The organism is Streptomyces sp. NPDC008125, assembly GCF_042957125.1.
In the GTDB taxonomy this organism is placed as follows: domain Bacteria; phylum Actinomycetota; class Actinomycetes; order Streptomycetales; family Streptomycetaceae; genus Streptomyces.
In genome coordinates this window covers 1-17,316 of sequence record NZ_JBIBHR010000006.1, presented here as the reverse complement: position 1 = coordinate 17,316, position 17,316 = coordinate 1, and the positions used below count along the sequence as shown (strand labels likewise).

Annotated in this window: 1 protein-coding gene; it reads left to right on the top strand. The window is 72.8% G+C overall.

All coding sequences use genetic code 11. The features are described 5' to 3' along the window. Nucleotides 1–91: 91 nt before the first annotated feature. A partial coding sequence (locus ACFZAX_RS11960; RefSeq protein ID WP_390961025.1) for a non-ribosomal peptide synthase/polyketide synthase occupies nt 92–17,316 on the top strand: 17,225 nt, incomplete at its 3' end.

The following is a 17,316-nucleotide window of genomic DNA, read 5'->3' as shown; positions in this document are numbered from 1 at the left end:
GACCCCTCGCCGACCACGTGACACACACCGTGACCGGCGCCGGTGGCACGCCCTGCGTGCATGCCCACCCGATACTTCTGGAGGTACCCCCATGTCCCGTCGCGACGGCGACGTCCTTTCCCTGACCGCGGCCCAGCGGGAGATCTGGCTCGCCGAGCAGAGCTCCCGGACGCCGATCCCGGGCTACCGCGTCGGTGAGTGCCTGGAGATCCACGGTCCGGTCGATCCGGAGCTGTTCGAGACCGCGCTGCGCCTGGTCGTGGACGAGGTCGACGCCCTGCACGTGACCTTCGTCGACGAGGGTGAAGGCCCCTGCCAGATCCTTCGCGAGACGTGGGACTGGGCGCCCGCGCGCCTCGACTTCGGGTCGGATCCGGATCCCCGGGCGACGGCCATGCGGTGGATGGAGCGGGACCTGTCCCGCCCGTTGGACCTCGCCCGCGACCCGCTGTTCGGCCATGCGCTGATCCGGTTGTCGCCGACGGAGTACCTCTGGTACCTCAACTACCACCACCTGGTGCTGGACGCGATCAGCAGCTCCATGGTCCGTCAGCGGGTCGGCGAGGTGTACTCGGCCCTGGCCGAGGGCGGCGACGTGCCGCCCTGCCCGTTCGGCTCCCTCCGGGACCTGGTCGACAGCGACGCAGAATACCGCTCGTCGGCCGACTTCACCGCCGACCGCGCCTACTGGACCGGGCGCTTCGCCGATCTGCCCGCTCCGACACGGCTCACCGACACCTCCGCGACCGACCCGCACCGGGCCCTGCGCCTGGCCGGGGAGCGGGAACTGAGGAGCCCCGAGGCCTTGCGTGCCGCGGCCGGCCGGGCCGGTGTCCGGTGGTCCCGCGTGGTCATCGCTGCGACCGCCCTCTACGCCCACCGGTTGAGCGGCGCCCAGGACGTGGTGCTCGCCCTTCCCGTCACCGCCCGTCGGGGCTCGGGGCGCAGCCTGTTGTCCGTGCCCGGAACCATGTCCAACGTGGTGCCCCTGCGGCTGACCGTGCGCCCCGACATGCCCTGGGGCGAACTCGTCGCCCAAGCGGCCCGGGAGGTCGAGTCGGCCGTCGCGCACGAGCGCTACCGCAGCGAGGACCTGCTGCGCGACCTCGGCGCCCCCGGAAGTATCGGTACGGCCTTCCCGCTGATCGTCAACATCATGGCCTTCAACGCGAGGCCGAGTTTCGCCGGGCACCCCGCCTCGGTGCACCACTTCGTGTCGGGGTCGACCACCGACCTGGCCGTCTGGGTGTTCGACTACCGGGACGGCACCCCACCGCTCCTCAGGCTGCACGGTGCGCCGGAGGCATACGCCGACGACGACCTCGCCGCGCACCAGGAGCGACTGCTCGCCCTGCTCGACGCCGTCGCGGAGTACGACCCGCGCGAAACGGTGGGCGGGATCGACCTGCTGACCGCCGCGGACCGTCGTGAGCTCGCGGTTCTCGGTACGGGTCCGGTGGCGGAGCCGTACCCGGACGGTCTGCTGGAGTTGTTCCGGGCTCGGGTGGGTGAGGGTCCGGACGAGTGTGCGGTGGTGGGTCCGGACGCGTCGTTGTCGTTCGCGGAGTTGGATGTGCGGGCGAATCGTCTGGCGCATGCGTTGATCGCTCGGGGTGCGGGGCCGGAGCGGTTGGTGGCGGTGGCGTTGCCGAGGTCGGCCGCGTTGGTGGTGGCGATTCTGGCGGTGTTGAAGTCGGGTGCGGCGTATGTTCCGGTGGATCCGGAGTATCCGGCTGCGCGGATCGCGTATCTGCTGGAGGATGCCGGTCCGGTTCTGCTGGTGACGGATGTGCGGACCGGGGGCCGGTTGCCGGAGGGGCCGGTCGGCCGGCTGGTGGTGGACGAGCCGGTGACGGCGGCGTCGGTGGCGGGGTGCCCGGTGGTGGACCCGGGGGTGCCGGTCGGTCCGGACCATCCGGCGTACGTCATCTACACCTCGGGCTCCACGGGCAGGCCCAAGGGCGTGGTGGCGACCCACGGCGGCCTGCGCAACCTGCTCGCCGACCATCAGCTGGTGCAGTTCGCACCGCTGCTGAAGGACCGGCAGCGGCTGAGGGTGGCGCTGACCACCTCGGTGTCCTTCGACGCTTCCTGGAACCAGCTGATGGCCCCCTTCGCGGGCCACGAGCTGCACGTTTTGGACCACGCGACCTGGACCGACCCGGAGGCCCTCGTCGAGTACGCGGCGTCCCACGGACTGGACTACGTCGAGGCCACCCCCTCCTACCTCCACGACCTCGTCTCCGCCGGCCTGCTGGACGACCCACGCCACCGCCCCGCGCTGGTCGCGGCCGGCGGTGAGGCCGTACCCGAGGAGCTGTGGCAGCGGCTGCGGACCGCCGACGGGACTTCCTGCCTCAACTTCTACGGACCCTCCGAGTGCACCGTCAACTCGGTTGCCGCGCCCGTGTCGTCGAGCCCGCGCGCGGTCATCGGCCGGCCCGTCACCAACGCGCGGCTGTACGTGCTCGACGGCGCGTTGCGGCCGGTGCCCCCGGGTGTGGCGGGTGAGCTGTACATCGCGGGTGCGGGGCTGGCGCGCGGCTATCTGAACCGGCCGGGCCTGACCTCGGGGCGGTTCGTGGCGGACCCGTTCGGTCCCGGTGGCTCGCGGATGTACCGTACGGGCGACCTGGCGCGGTGGAACCAGGACGGGAACCTGGAGTTCCTCGGCCGCACCGACGACCAGGTCAAGGTCCGGGGTCACCGGATCGAACTCGGCGAGATCGAGGCGGTCCTCGCCGACCACCCCCAGGTCGCGCGTGCCGTCGTCACGGTGCGCACCGACGAGGAACCCCGGCTGGTCGCGTACGTCGTCCCCGCCGAGGGGCAGGCCGTCACGGCGGACGGAGTGCGGGACCGGCTGCGGGAGCGGCTGCCCGCCTCCATGGTGCCGTCCGCCCTCGTGGTGCTGGACGCGCTGCCGCTGACCCCGAACGGCAAGCTCGACCGACGTGCCCTCCCGGCCCCCGAGCTGCGGCCCGCCGCACCCGGAAGGGCTCCGCGCACCGCGGTCGAGCACCTGCTCCAGAGGCTGTTCGCCGAGGTGCTGGGGGTCGCCGAAGCCGGACTGGACGAGAGCTTTTTCGACCTCGGCGGGCACTCCCTGCTCGCCACCCGGCTGGTCGCCCGAGCCCGGTCGGTGCTGGGCGTGGAGCTGAAGCTGCACGACCTGTTCGACGCACCGACGGTGACGGAACTGGCTACCGCGGTGGACACCGCCGGCCGGGCGCGCCCGGCACTCGGGCGGCGCGAGCGGCCCGGGGCGGTCCCGCTCTCCTCCGCACAGCGCCGCCTGTGGTTCCTGCACAGGATGGAGGGCCCGAGCGCCACCTACAACATCCCGCTGGCGCTGCGGCTGTCCGGAACCCTGGACCCGCGCGCCCTGGAAGCCGCCCTCGCGGACGTGACCGAGCGGCACGAGAGCCTGCGCACCGTCTTCCCGGTGGCCGACGGCGTGCCCCGGCAGCGGGTGCTCGACGCCGACGCCGCACGACCGCGGCTGCGGATGACCGAAGTCGGCGAGCGCGAACTGCCCGACAGGCTGGCACGGGCGGCGCGGCGCGGCTTCGAACTCTCCGACGAACCGCCGCTGCGCGCCGAACTGTTCCGCCTCGGCGCCGAGGAGCACGTACTGCTGCTGGTGACGCACCACATCGCCGGTGATGGCTGGTCGACCGGGCCGCTCGCGCGGGACCTGACGACCGCCTACGCGGCCCGCAGCGGGGGAGCGAAGCCCCCGTGGTCGCCGCTCCCCGTCCAGTACGCCGACTACGCTCTCTGGCAGCAGGAGCTGCTGGGCGACGGCGCCGACCGGGACAGCCTGCTCAGCGACCAACTCGCCTACTGGCGGCAGCGACTGGCGGGCCTGCCCGACCAGGTCGAGCTTCCCTTCGACCGGCCCCGGCCCGTGGCGATGACCTACCGCGGTGCCCAGTTGCCGGTGCGGATCGACGCCGAGCTGCACCGGGCGCTGCGCGGACTCGCCCGCGACGGCGGCGCCAGCCTCTTCATGGTGCTGCAGGCAGGTCTGGCCGCTCTGCTGGGCAAGCTCGGCGCCGGCAGTGACGTCCCCATCGGCACCCCTGTCGCGGGGCGCACCGACGAGGCCCTGGACGACCTGGTCGGCTTCTTCGTCAACACCCTGGTGCTCCGTACCGACCTGTCCGGGGACCCCTCGTTCACCGAACTGCTGGGCCGGGTGCGCTCCGGGGCGCTGGAAGCCTACGCGCACCAGGAGATGCCGTTCGAGCACCTGGTGGAGGCGTTGAACCCGAACCGGACGCTCGCCCACCACCCGCTCTTCCAGACCATGTTCACCCTCCAGAACGCACCGTTCGGCACCTTCGACCTGCCGGGGCTGCGGGTGGCGACCGACCTGGTCCCCACCGGGACGGCCAAGTGCGACCTGAACTTCGTCCTGGCCGAACAGCCGGACGAGGACGGGCTGTCGGGCGTGGTGGAGTACAGCACCGATCTGTTCGACGCGGCCACCGTCGCCGGGATCGTCGAGCGGTGGGAGCGGCTGCTGCGTGCCGTCGCCGCCGGCCCGGACCGGCGGATCGGACAGGTGGACGTGCTGTCCGCCGACGAGCTCCGGGCCCTGCTGCCGGGCGGCACCGACCGGGACGGGGCGCTGCCGGAGAGCAGCCTGCCCGCGCTGTTCGAGCGGCAGGTACGGGCGAACCCCTCCGCCACCGCCCTCAGTGACGGCGCGACCACCCTGACGTACGGTCGGTTGAACGCACGCGCCAACCGTCTGGCGCACGCCCTGATCGCCCGCGGAGTAAGGCCTGAGCAGTTGGTGGCGCTGGCACTGCCGCGCTCGGCGGAGCTGGTCGTGGCGGTCCTCGCGGTACTCAAGGCCGGCGCCGCCTACGTCCCGGTGGACCCGGAGTACCCCTCCGCCCGCATCGCCTACCTGCTCCGTGACACCCGGCCCGCGCTGCTCGTGACGACCAGCCGGACCGGCGGGCGGCTGGAGGCCGAGGGCGTGGACCGGCTGCTGCTGGACACCGCCGACCTTGACGCGCTGCCGGACACGGACCCGGGGATCGCCCTCGACCCCGGCCACGCCGCCTACGTCATCCACACCTCCGGCTCCACCGGCAATCCCAAGGGCGTGGTGGTCCCGCACCGCAACGTGGTGCGCCTGTTCGACACCACCCGGGAGTTGTTCGGCTTCACCGCCGAGGACGTGTGGACTCTCTTCCACTCCTACGCCTTCGACTTCTCGGTGTGGGAACTGTGGGGCCCGCTGCTGCACGGCGGCCGCCTGGTGGTGGTCGACCACGAGACCAGCCGGTCGCCCGGCCGGTTCCTGGACCTGCTCGCCCGCGAGCGGGTGACGGTGCTCAACCAGACACCGTCCGCCTTCTACCAGCTGGCGCAGGCGGACGCGGAGGCGCCGGAGACCGGCCGCCGACTCGCCCTGCGCACGGTGGTGTTCGGCGGCGAGGCGCTGGAACACGGCCGGCTGTCGAGCTGGTACGAGAGGCACCCGGACGACGCGCCGCGGCTCGTCAACATGTACGGCATCACCGAGACCACGGTGCACGTCACGCACGCGGCGCTCGACCGCTCCCCGGCCACCGGACGGATCGGTACGGCCCTCCCGGACCTGCGGGCGTACGTCCTCGACGACGGTCTGCGCCCGGTGGCCCCGGGCGTGCCCGGTGAGCTGTACGTCGCGGGCGCGGGCCTGGCACGCGGCTACCTGAACCGGCCGGGCCTGACCGCGGGGCGGTTCGTGGCCGACCCGTTCGGACCGCCGGGATCGCGCATGTACCGCAGCGGCGACGTGGTCCGCCGTGCGGTGGACGGCACGCTGCGCTACGTGGGCCGGGCGGACCAGCAGGTGAAGGTGCGCGGATTCCGGATCGAACTCGGCGAGATCGAGGCGGCCCTGGCCGCGTGCCCCGGTGTCGCACAGGCCGCCGTCCTGGCCCGCCAGTACCGGGCCGACGACACCCGGCTGGCCGCGTACGTGGTACCCGCCCGGGGCGCCGTGCTCGAAGCCGCCGGGCTGCGCGGACACCTGCGGGAGCGGCTGCCGGAGTACATGGTGCCGTCGGCGTTCGTGATGCTGGACGCGCTGCCGCTGACCGTCAACGGCAAGCTGGACCACCGGGCCCTGCCCGCCCCGGACACCGCCCCGGCATCCACCTCCCGCGCCCCGCGCACCCCGCAGGAGCAGATCCTCTGCCGGCTGTTCGCGGAGGTACTGGGAGTGGCGTCCGCCGGTGTGGAGGATGGATTCTTCGACCTGGGCGGACACTCCCTGCTGGCCACCCGCCTGGCCGCCCGCATCCGCGCGACGCTCGGCGTGGAGATGCCGCTGCGCACCCTGTTCGAGGCGCCGACCCCGGCGGGACTGGCCGCCGCCCTGGTGGCCGCCGGGCCGGCGCAGACCGCCCTGGTGCGGCGCGAGCGACCCGAGTCGGTTCCGCTGTCGTTCGCGCAGCGGCGACTGTGGTTCCTGCACCAGTTGGAGGGGGCGGCCGCCAGTTACCACATCTCCCTGGCCTGGCGGCTCTCCGGAGACCTCGACCGGCAGTCACTGGAAGCCGCCGTGGCGGACGTGGTGGCCCGGCACGAAAGCCTGCGTACGGTCTTCCCCGCAGTGGACGGCGCGCCGCACCAACAGGTGCTGGACGTGGCGGCAGCCCGCCCGCGGCTGCTGGTCGGTCGGACCACCGAGACCGGACTCTCCGCGCTGATGGCGGAGGAGAAGGACCGTCCGTTCGACCTGGCGGCCGAAGTGCCGCTGCGGGTCTCGCTGTTCGAACTCGCTCCGGACGAGCACGTGTTCCAGTTGGTGCTCCACCACATCGCCGGGGACGGCTGGTCGCTGGGTCCGCTCACCCAGGGACTCACCGCCGCCTACGCGGCGCGCCGACGTGGCGAGGAGCCGCGGTGGGCGCCCCTGCCGGTGCAGTACGCCGACTACACCCTGTGGCAGCACGAACTGCTCGGCGACGCCGCCGACCGGGACAGCCTGTTCGCGGGACACGCGGACTACTGGGCCCGGCAGCTGGCGGGTCTGCCGGAGTGCGTCCAGCTGCCCACCGACCGCCCCCGCCCGGCGATCGCCTCGCATCGGGGTGCTTCCGTGAGCGCCGGGCTGGACGCCGAGCTGCACCGCGGTCTTCGCGAACTCGCCCGCGCGCACGGCACCAGTCTGTTCATGGTCCTCCAGGCGGCGCTCGCCGCGCTGCTGAGCAAGCTCGGCGCGGGCGACGACATTCCGGTCGGCAGCCCTGTCGCCGGACGGACCGACCAGGCGCAGGACGAACTGGTCGGCTACTTCGTCAACACCCTGGTGTTCCGTACCGACACGTCGGGCGATCCGACGTTCGCCGAGCTGCTGGACCGGGTCCGGGACACGGCTCTGGCCGGGTACGCGCACCAGGACCTGCCGTTCGAGTACCTGGTCGAGGTCCTCAACCCGTCCCGGTCGCTGGCGCACCACCCGCTGTTCCAGGTCATGCTGGTGCTGCAGAACGCGCCCCGGGCCGACTTCGCGCCGGCCGGGCTGCGCGTCGCCGACATGCCGTCGGCGTCGACCACGGCCAAGCTCGACCTGATCTTCACCCTGTCCGAGCGGCTCGCGGAGGACGGCTCCCCGGACGGCCTCGACGGGTCCGTCGAGTACACCACCGACCTGTACGACAGGGCTGCCGTCGAGACGATGATCGGGCGGTTGGAGCGGCTGCTCCGCGCGGCGGTCGCCGATCCGCGGCGCAGGCTCAGCGGCATCGATCTGCTCACGGTGGACGAGCACCGCGCGTTGGTGGCCCTGGGGACCGGTCCCGAAGCCACGGTGTCCGGTGACGGTCTGCTGGAGTTGTTCCGGGCTCGGGTGGGTGAGGGTCCGGACGAGTGTGCGGTGGTGGGTCCGGACGCGTCGTTGTCGTTCGCGGAGTTGGATGTGCGGGCGAATCGTCTGGCGCATGCGTTGATCGCTCGGGGTGCGGGGCCGGAGCGGTTGGTGGCGGTGGCGTTGCCGAGGTCGGCCGCGTTGGTGGTGGCGATTCTGGCGGTGTTGAAGTCGGGTGCGGCGTATGTTCCGGTGGATCCGGAGTATCCGGCTGCGCGGATCGCGTATCTGCTGGGGGATGCCGGTCCGGTTCTGCTGGTGACGGATGTGCGGACCGGGGGCCGGTTGCCGGAGGGGCCGGTCGGCCGGCTGGTGGTGGACGAGCCGGTGACGGCGGCGTCGGTGGCGGGGTGCCCGGTGGTGGACCCGGGGGTGCCGGTCGGTCCGGACCATCCGGCGTACGTCATCTACACCTCGGGCTCCACGGGCAGGCCCAAGGGCGTGGTGGCGACCCACGGCGGCCTCCTCAACCTGTTCGCCAACCAGTTGCCCCTGGTCTTCCGTGCGAAGAAGCGGATGCGGATCGGGCTGACCACGTCCGTGTCCTTCGACGCCTCACTCGATCAGCTGATCGCCCTCTTCGCGGGCCACGAGCTGCACGTGCTGGACGAGGCGACCAGGTCCGATCCGCGGGCCTACCTCGACCACGCCGCCCGGGCCGGACTGGACACCGTCGGCGGCACCCCGTCCTATCTGCAACTCCTCGTCGAGAACGGCCTGCTGGACAACCCGCGGTGGCGTCCCACGATGGTCGGGCTGGGCGGCGAGACCGTCCCCGAGCAGTTGTGGGAGCGCTTGCGGGCCGCCGACGGGGTGACCGCCCTGAACTACTACGGGCCGTCCGAGTGCACGGTGGACTCGGTCGTCGCATTCCTGGGATCCAGCCCGCACCAGGTGATCGGCAGGCCTCTCGGCGGTGTCCGGCTGCACGTGCTCGACGGCGCGTTGCGGGCGGTGCCGGCGGGTGTGGCGGGTGAGCTGTACATCGCGGGTGCGGGGCTGGCGCGCGGCTATCTGAACCGGCCGGGCCTGACCTCGGGGCGGTTCGTGGCGGACCCGTTCGGTCCCGGTGGCTCGCGGATGTACCGTACGGGCGACCTGGCGCGGTGGAACCAGGACGGGAACCTGGAGTTCCTCGGCCGCACCGACGACCAGGTCAAGATCCGCGGATACCGCATCGAACTCGGCGAGATCGAGGCGGTCCTCGCCGACCACCCCCAGGTCGCGCGTGCCGCCGTGATCGTCCGGCACGACCGGGCGCAGGACTCCCGGCTGGTCGCCTATCCGGTGCCCGTCACCGGCGCGGAGCTCCGGCCGGAGGACCTGCGGGCGTACCTGCGCGAGCGGCTGCCGGACTACATGGTGCCGACCGCGTTCGTCTCCCTCGACACCTTGCCGCTGAACACCAGCGGCAAGGTGGACCGGCGTGCCCTGCCCGAGCCCGCGACCACCGCGACGCCGGCCGGACGGGCTCCGCACACTCCGCAGGAGCAGGTGCTGGCCGGGCTGTTCGCCGAGGTGCTGGGCCTGCCCCGGGTCGGTGCCGACGACGACTTCTTCGACCTCGGCGGGCACTCCCTGCTCGCCACCCGGCTGGTGGCCAGGGTCCGTACCACGCTGGGCGTGGAGCTGCCGCTGCGCACCCTCTTCCGTACCCCGACCGTGGCGGGGCTGGCCGCCGGACTGGACGGCGCGGGCCGGGCCCGGCCCGCCCTGGAGCGGAGCGAGCGGCCCGAACGGGTACCGCTGTCCTCCGCTCAGCGCAGGCTCTGGTTCCTGCGCCAACTGGAGGGCGCGGACTCGGTCTACAACATGCCGCTCGCCTGGCGGCTCTCGGGAACGCTGGACCTGGCGGCCCTCGAAGCGGCGCTGGGCGACCTCGCCGACCGCCACGAGACCCTGCGCACGGTCTTCCCGAGCGTGGACGGCGTGCCCTACCAGCAGGTGTTCGCCGCGGGGGAGGCGCGCCCGAAGGTATCGGTCACCCGGGCCGACGCATCGGGCCTGCCCGGACTGCTGGCCGGGGCGGTGGCACACGGATTCGACATCGCGGCCGAACCACCCCTGCGCGCCCAGGTGTTCGAGATCTCGGCCGACGAGCACGTGTTGCTCCTGGTGATGCACCACATCGCCGGCGACGGCTGGTCGCTGGGCCCGCTCGCCGCCGACCTCGCCACCGCGTACGCGGCCCGCCGCCGCGGCGAGGCGCCCCCGTGGGCGCCGCTGCCCGTGCAGTACGCCGACTACACCCTCTGGCAGCAGCGACTGCTCGGTGAACCGACCGACCCGGAAAGCCTGTCGGCACGCCAGACGGCGTACTGGAAGCGGACGCTCGCGGACCTGCCCGAGCAGATCCGGCTCCCCGCCGACCGCCACCGCCCCGCCACGCCTTCCCACGAAGGCGGCCACCTGGCGATCGAGCTGGACGCCGAACTCCACGACGGACTGATCCGGCTGGGCCGGCGGCACGGCGCCAGCGTGTACATGGTCCTGCAGGCCGCTCTGGCCTCGCTGCTGGAGAAGCTCGGTGCGGGCACGGACATCCCGGTCGGCAGCCTCATCGCCGGCCGGACCGACCAGGCGCTGGACGACCTCGTCGGGTTCTTCGTCAACACACTGGTACTCCGTACGGACACCAGCGGCGACCCGTCCTTCGCCGAGCTGCTGGGACGGGTCCGCGAGGGAGCGCTCGGCGCCTACGCACACCAGGACCTGCCGTTCGACCACGTCGTCGAGGCCCTCAACCCGGCCCGCTCGCTCGCCCGCCAGCCACTGTTCCAAGTGCTGCTCGCGCTGCAGAACGTGCCTCGCACCGAGTTCGCGCTGAGCGGTCTGGACGCCGAAATTCTTCTGGTCCGGACGCCCACGACCATGTTCGACCTCGGCTTCCACCTGCTGGAGCGCGGTGGTACGGGTGCTGCCGAGGGCATCGTCGGCCGGGTCGAGTACAGCACCGACCTCTTCGACCCCGCCACGGTCGAGGTACTGGTCGCCCGGTGGCTGCGGCTGCTCGCGGCGGTGGTCGCCGAGCCGGAGCGTCCGCTCAGCCGGATCGACGTCCTCACGGCCGAGGAGCGCCGGGAGCTGCTGGTCCGCCGCAACGACACCGCCTGCGAGGCCCCCGAGGCCACCCTGCCCGCGCTCTTCGAGGAGCGGGTCCGGGAGACTCCGGACGCCCCGGCGGTGCTGTTCGAGGACGCCGTGCTGACCTACCGCGAGCTGAACCGCCGGGCGAACCGCCTGGCCCACGCGCTGATCACGCGGGGCGTGGGCCCGGAGCAGGTCGTCGCCCTGCGGCTGCCGCGCTCGGCCGAGCTGGTGGTCGCCGTCCTCGCGGTACTCAAGACGGGCGCGGCGTACCTGCCGGTCGACCCGGACTACCCGTCCGCCCGCATCGACCACATGCTGCGGGACGCCCGTCCGGCCGTGGTGCTCGACGACCTCGCGGCCGTCACACCCTCCGGCCCGCTGCCGGAGCACGATCCGGCCGTCCCGGTGGACGACCGGCACCCGGCGTACGTCATCTACACCTCCGGTTCCACCGGCCTGCCCAAGGCCGTGGTGATGCCCGCCGGCGGACTGCTCAACCTGCTGGCCTGGCACCACCGGGCCGTCGGCGGCGAACCAGGCACGCGCACCGCGCAGTTCACCGCGATCAGCTTCGACGTCTCGGTCCAGGAGATGCTCTCCGCGCTGCTGTACGGCAAGACCCTGGTGGTGCCGACCGAGGAGCAGCGGCGCAGCGCCGAACTGTTCGCCCACTGGCTGGACCGGCACCGGGTCGAGGAGCTGTTCGCGCCGAACCTGGTGATCGAGGCACTCGCCGAGGCCGCCGAGGAGGCGGGTCTTGACCTGCCGCACCTGCGGCTGGTCGCGCAGGCCGGAGAGGCGATGCGGCTGGGGGCTGCCGTGCGCCGCCTCCAGGCCCGCCGGCCGGGCCGGGTGCTGCACAACCACTACGGGCCCGCCGAGACCCATGTGATCACCGCCTATCCGCTGCCGGCCGACGCCGCCGACTGCCCGCAGCCGGTGCCGATCGGCCGCCCGATCGCCAACTGCCGTGCGTACGTGCTGGACCAGGCCCTGCGGCCGGTCGCTCCCGGCGTCACGGGAGAGCTCTACCTCGCGGGCGCAGGAGTGGCCCGCGGCTATCTGAACCGTCCCGGCCTGAGCGCCGGACGCTTCGTCGCCGACCCGTACGGGCCGGCGGGCACGCGGATGTACCGCACCGGCGACCTGGTGCGCTGGCGCGCCGACGGTGAGCTGGAATTCGCCGGCCGGGTCGATCACCAGGTCAAGGTGCGCGGTTTCCGGATCGAGCCGGGTGAGATCGAGGCCCAGCTCACCGAGCACCCGGGCGTCGCCCAGGTCGCGGTACTGGCCCGGGAGGACCGGCTCGTCGCCTGGGTCGTCCCCTCGGACGGGACCGGGGCGACCGCGGCGGCGCTCGCGGCGCACCTGCGCGACCGGGTGCCCGAGTACATGGTGCCGTCCGCTTTCGTGCTGCTCGACGCGCTGCCGCTGACACCGAACGGCAAGCTGGACCGGGCGGCCCTGCCCGTCCCGGAGCCCGCCACGCCCGCGGGCGGCCGGGCTCCGCGCACGCCCCAGGAGCAGATCCTGTGCGAGCTGTTCGCCGAGGTCCTGGGCCTCGCCCGGGTCGGGGTCGACGAGGACTTCTTCGCGCTGGGCGGGCACTCCCTGCTCGCCACCCGGCTGGTCTCGCGGGTCCGGGCGACCCTCGGGGTCGAAGTCGAGCTGCGAGCCCTGTTCCGGAGCCCGACCCCCGCAGGCATGGCGGCCGGGCTGCACGACGCCAAAGCCGCGCGGCGGGCCCTGGTACCCAGGCCCCGCCGTGAACCGATGCCGCTCTCCTTCGCGCAGCGGCGCCTCTGGTTCCTCCAGCAGTTCGGGGCGCCGAGCGCCACGTACCACATGCCGCTGGCCCTGCGGCTGACCGGTGACCTCGACCGGGGCGCGCTCAGCGCCGCGCTGGTGGACGTGATGGCCCGGCACGAGACCCTGCGCACGGTCTTCCCGCACACGGGCGGAGTCCCGCACCAGAGGGTGCTCGACACGGCCGAGGTCGCTCCCCCGCTGGCCGTGCGCACCACCGGGGAGAAGGACGTACGATCCCTGCTCCGGGAGTCGGCGGTGCGTGGCTTCGATCTGACCTCGGAAGTGCCGCTGCGGGCCGAGCTGTTCGCCGTCGCGCCGGACGAACACGTGCTGCTGCTGGTCATGCACCACATCGTGGGGGACGGCTGGTCCATGGGACCGCTCGCCCGCGACCTGGCCGCCGCCTACACCACCAGGCAGGCCGGCGAGGCGCCTGCATGGCCGCCGCTGCCGGTGACGTACGGCGACTACACCCTGTGGCAGCACGAGATCCTGGGCGACGAGCACGACGCCGACAGTCTGTTCACCCGCCAGGTCGCCTACTGGAAGCAGGCGCTGACCGGGCTGCCCGAGCAGCTCCGACTCCCCGCCGACCGGCCGCGCCCGGCCGTCATGTCGTACGGAGGAGACCTGACGGAGCTCAGGATCGACGCCGAACTGCACGGTCTGCTGCTCGAGTTGGCGCGACGATCGGGGGCGACCCTGTTCATGGTGCTGCAGGCGGCGTTGGCGGCGTTGTACACGCGGTTGGGTGCGGGGACGGACATCGCGATCGGCAGTCCGATCGCGGGGCGTACGGATGAGGCGCTGGACGATCTGGTCGGGTTCTTCGTCAATACGCTGGTGCTGCGGACCGACACGAGTGGTGATCCGAGTTTCACGGAGCTGCTGGGCCGGGTGCGGGAGACGGCGTTGTCGGGTTACGCGCACCAGGACGTGCCGTTCGAGCATCTGGTGGAGGCGCTGAACCCGTCCCGCTCCCTCTCCCACCACCCGCTCTTCCAGACCGGGCTGGTCGTGCAGAACGCGCCGGGCGGCGACTTCGAACTGCCGGGCCTCCAGGTCTCCGGGATGGCCGTGCTCACCGGCACGGCGCGGCTCGACCTGACCTTCGGGTTCGCGGAGGAATACGGCCCCGACGGCGCGCCGGCCGGGCTCGGCGGTGCGGTCGAGTACAGCACCGACCTGTTCGACCGCCCGACGGTCGAGCTCCTGACCACCAGGCTGACCAGGCTGCTGGCCGCGGTCGCCGCCGCGCCCGACCGGCCGATCGGCGGGATCGATCTGCTCTCCGCCGGCGAACGCGGCGAACTGCTGCCCGCCGTCCAGGACCCGGCTCCCGGCGCGAGCCTGCCCGAGCTCTTCGCGGCACAGGTGGTCCTGACGCCGGACGCGGTCGCGCTGGTCCATGGTGCGGTTGAGTTGACGTATCGTCAGCTCGATGTGCGGGCGAACCGGTTCGCGCATGCGCTGATCGCCCGGGGGGTCGGTCCGGAGCAGGTGGTGGCGGTGGCTCTGCCGAGGTCGGTGGAGTCGGTGGTGGCGGTTCTGGGTGTGCTGAAGGCGGGGGCGGCGTATCTGCCGGTGGACCCCGGGTATCCGCAGTCGCGGATCTCGTTCATGCTGGCGGACTCCCGTCCGGTGGTGGTCGTCGACGATCCGGCCGTGGTGGCGGAGGGCGACTGGCCGGACACCGACCCGGAGGTCGCGCTCGATGTGCGCCACCCGGCCTACGTGATCTACACCTCCGGATCGACCGGCCGCCCCAAGGGCGTCGCGGTGAGCCACGCCGGTGTCCCGGGCCTGGTGGCCGCGCAGGCGGACCGGCTCGGCGTGAAGCCGGGCAGCCGCGTGCTCCAGTTCGCCTCGCCGAGCTTCGACGCGTCCTTCTGGGACCTCTGCAGCGCCCTGCTCAGCGGCGCCGCGCTCGTCCTGGCCCCGGCCGAGGCTCCGTCGGAAGCCCTGACGGACCGTCGGCTCGCCGTCACCCACGTGACGCTGCCCCCCTCGGCGCTGGCCGCGCTGGACACCGCCGCGCTCACGGCCACCACTCTGGTGGTGGCGGGCGAGGCGTGCCCGCCGGAGCTGGTGGAGCGTTGGTCTCCCGGACGCCGGATGATCAACGCGTACGGTCCGACCGAGACCACCGTGTGCGCGACCATGAGCGACCCGCTGTCCGCGGTATCCGGTGTGCCGCCGATCGGGCGACCGGTCGCGGGCTTCCGGGTGTACGTGCTGGACGAGCGGCTGCGCCTCGTGCCGCCGGGCGTGGAAGGGGAGTTGTACGTCGCCGGTCCCGGCCTGGCACGCGGTTACCTGAACCGGCCGGGACTGACGTCGGGACGGTTCGTCGCCTGCCCGTTCGGGCCGGTGGGCACACGGATGTACCGCACCGGCGACCTGGTACGGCGTCGGAGCGACGGCGCACTGGAGTACGTGGGCCGCGCCGACCAGCAGGTGAAGGTCCGCGGCTTCCGCGTCGAGCCCGGCGAGGTCGAGGCCGCGCTGGCCGAGCACCCCGCCGTCGCCCAGGCGGCCGTCGTGGCCAGGGACGACCGGCTCGTCGGCTACGTGGCCACCCGTGCCGACCTGGCCGTCCGTCCCACGGAGCTGGCGGCGCACCTGCGCGAGCGCCTGCCGGACTACCTGGTGCCGTCCGTCTTCGTGGTGAGGGACGCGTTGCCGTCGACGCCCAACGGAAAGCTGGACCGGGCGGCGCTGCCCGCGCCCGAATCCGCTCCGCAGGGCGGCGGGCGGATGCCGCGCACCCCGCAGGAGCAGATCCTCGCCGGGCTGTTCGCCGAGGTGCTGGACGTGCCGAAGGTCTCGGTCGACGACGACTTCTTCGCGCTGGGCGGGCACTCCCTGCTCGCCACCCGGCTGGTCGCCAGGCTGCGCTCGGTGCTCGGCGTGGAGCTCGGGCTGCGCGCCCTCTTCCAGACGCCCACCGTGGCCGGTCTGGCCGAGGCGCTGACCGGGGCCGGGCGGGCGCGACCCGCCCTGACCGCGTACGAGCGGCCCGTGACCGTGCCGCTCTCCTTCGCCCAGCGCCGGCTCTGGTTCCTGCACCGCATGGACGCCGCCGCCGCGACCTACCACATCCCGCTGGCACTGAGCCTGACCGGAACACTCGACCGCGGCGCGCTGGACCAGGCGCTCGCGGACGTGGTGGCCCGGCACGAGAGCCTGCGGACGGTATTCCCCGAAGTCGACGGCGTGCCGTGCCAGCACGTACTGGACTCTTCGGCCGTGCGTCTTCCGGCCCTGCCGACCGAGGTGACCCGGGCCGCACTGCCCGAGCGTCTGGCCGAGTCGGCCCGGCAGCCCTTCGATCTGGCGACAGAGCCGCCGCTGCGGGCCGAGCTGTTCGCCGTCACGCCGGACGAGCACGTACTCCTGCTGGTCATGCACCACATCGCCGCCGACGGCTGGTCCACCGGGCCACTCGCCCGCGACCTGGCCGAGGCGTACGCGGCCCGCTGCGAAGGGCATACGGTGAACCGGCCTGCCCTGCCAGTGAGTTACGCGGACTACACGCTGTGGCAGCGTGAGCTGCTCGGGGACCCCGCCGACCCCGAGAGCCGGTTCGCCGAGCAACTCGACTACTGGAAGCGGCAGCTCTCCGAACTGCCGGAACTGCTCCGACTGCCCACCGACCGGCCGCGCCCCGCCGTCGCCGGCCGGCACGGCGACCATGTCGGCGTGGAACTCGACGCGGAGCTGCACACCGCCCTGACGACGTTGGCGCGACGATCGGGGGCGACCCTGTTCATGGTGCTGCAGGCGGCGTTGGCGGCGTTGTACACGCGGTTGGGTGCGGGGACGGACATCGCGATCGGCAGTCCGATCGCGGGGCGTACGGATGAGGCGCTGGACGATCTGGTCGGGTTCTTCGTCAATACGCTGGTGCTGCGGACCGACACGAGTGGTGATCCGAGTTTCACGGAGCTGCTGGGCCGGGTGCGGGAGACGGCGTTGTCGGGTTACGCGCACCAGGACGTGCCGTTCGAGCATCTGGTGGAGGCGCTGAACCCGTCCCGCTCCCTCTCCCACCACCCGCTCTTCCAGACCATCCTGGCCGTGCAGAACGCCCCCACGGGCCGGTTCGACCTGCCCGGGCTGGACGTCGCCACCTACGCGGTCGCGACCAGGACCGCCAAGTTCGACCTCGGCGTGAGCATGGTCGAGCGGTTCGGTCCCGACGGGAGCCCGGCCGGAATCGTCGGCGCGGTCGAATACGCCACCGACCTGTTCGACCACTCGACGGTCGTCTCCCTGGTCCGGCGCTGGACGCTCCTGCTGCAGGCCGTCACCGCCGACCCGGAGCAGACGATCGGAGCCATCGGCCTCCTCGACACCGGCGAACTCCACCGATTGGTGGAACAGGACAACGAGACCGCCCGGGACGTGGACGCCGTCCCGCTGCCGCAGGCCCTCGCGGCGCAGGTGGTCCTGACGCCGGACGCGGTCGCGCTGGTCCATGGTGCGGTTGAGTTGACGTATCGTCAGCTCGATGTGCGGGCGAACCGGTTCGCGCA